This window comes from Pseudomonas sp. SDT291_1_S447, from assembly GCF_054070155.1.
This window is the reverse complement of record NZ_JBSVXS010000305.1, coordinates 1-436: the sequence shown is the minus strand read 5'-3', so window position 1 is coordinate 436 and position 436 is coordinate 1. Positions and strand designations below refer to the sequence as shown.

Below are 436 nucleotides of genomic sequence, written 5' to 3'. Positions count from 1 at the left end.
TTGCACCGCACTCCCCTGTGGGAGCGAGCCTGCTCGCGAAGGCAATCAACCAGCCACCGCAAACGTCAGTGAAGGGCGCAAGAGTCTTTTTGATGAAAAACCAACTGGCGCCGCCCCCCCGCCGGCGCCAGATCGAACTGCGCAAACTGTCCGTCTCCGTTTGCGATATTCGGCTTTACCTTAGTGCGCACAATCAAAAAATCGCTGCCTGCGGTTTTTTGCTTTATTAACGCTCGCGCTGCACCTGCGCAAAAATTTCGGTGATTGGTCGATGAGGTTGACGCTTTTGCATCTGCCGCACCTGTTCACTCATCCGCAGCAGCTCTTCACTGGGTTTGGCCCATTGATCTTGCGGCAGCGGTTCTGACCATTTGCGCATGGCGTCGGGCAGTGCCTGTTTGCCGATTCTTTCGAGGCGGCGCACTTCCCATTCGAC

1 protein-coding gene and 1 pseudogene are annotated in these 436 nt (G+C 56.4%); one reads left to right on the top strand and one right to left on the bottom strand.

Annotation, left to right across the window (positions count from 1 at the left end; translation table 11 throughout):
• A partial coding sequence (locus ACW9IR_RS29665; RefSeq protein WP_457466169.1) for a hypothetical protein occupies positions 1-230 on the top strand: 230 nt, incomplete at its 5' end.
• On the opposite strand, the pseudogene ACW9IR_RS29660 reads toward ACW9IR_RS29665, so the two are convergent.
• A pseudogene (locus ACW9IR_RS29660) lies at positions 227-436 on the bottom strand (hypothetical protein); the annotation flags it as partial. The gene ACW9IR_RS29665 and the pseudogene ACW9IR_RS29660 sit on opposite strands and share 4 nt — an antisense overlap.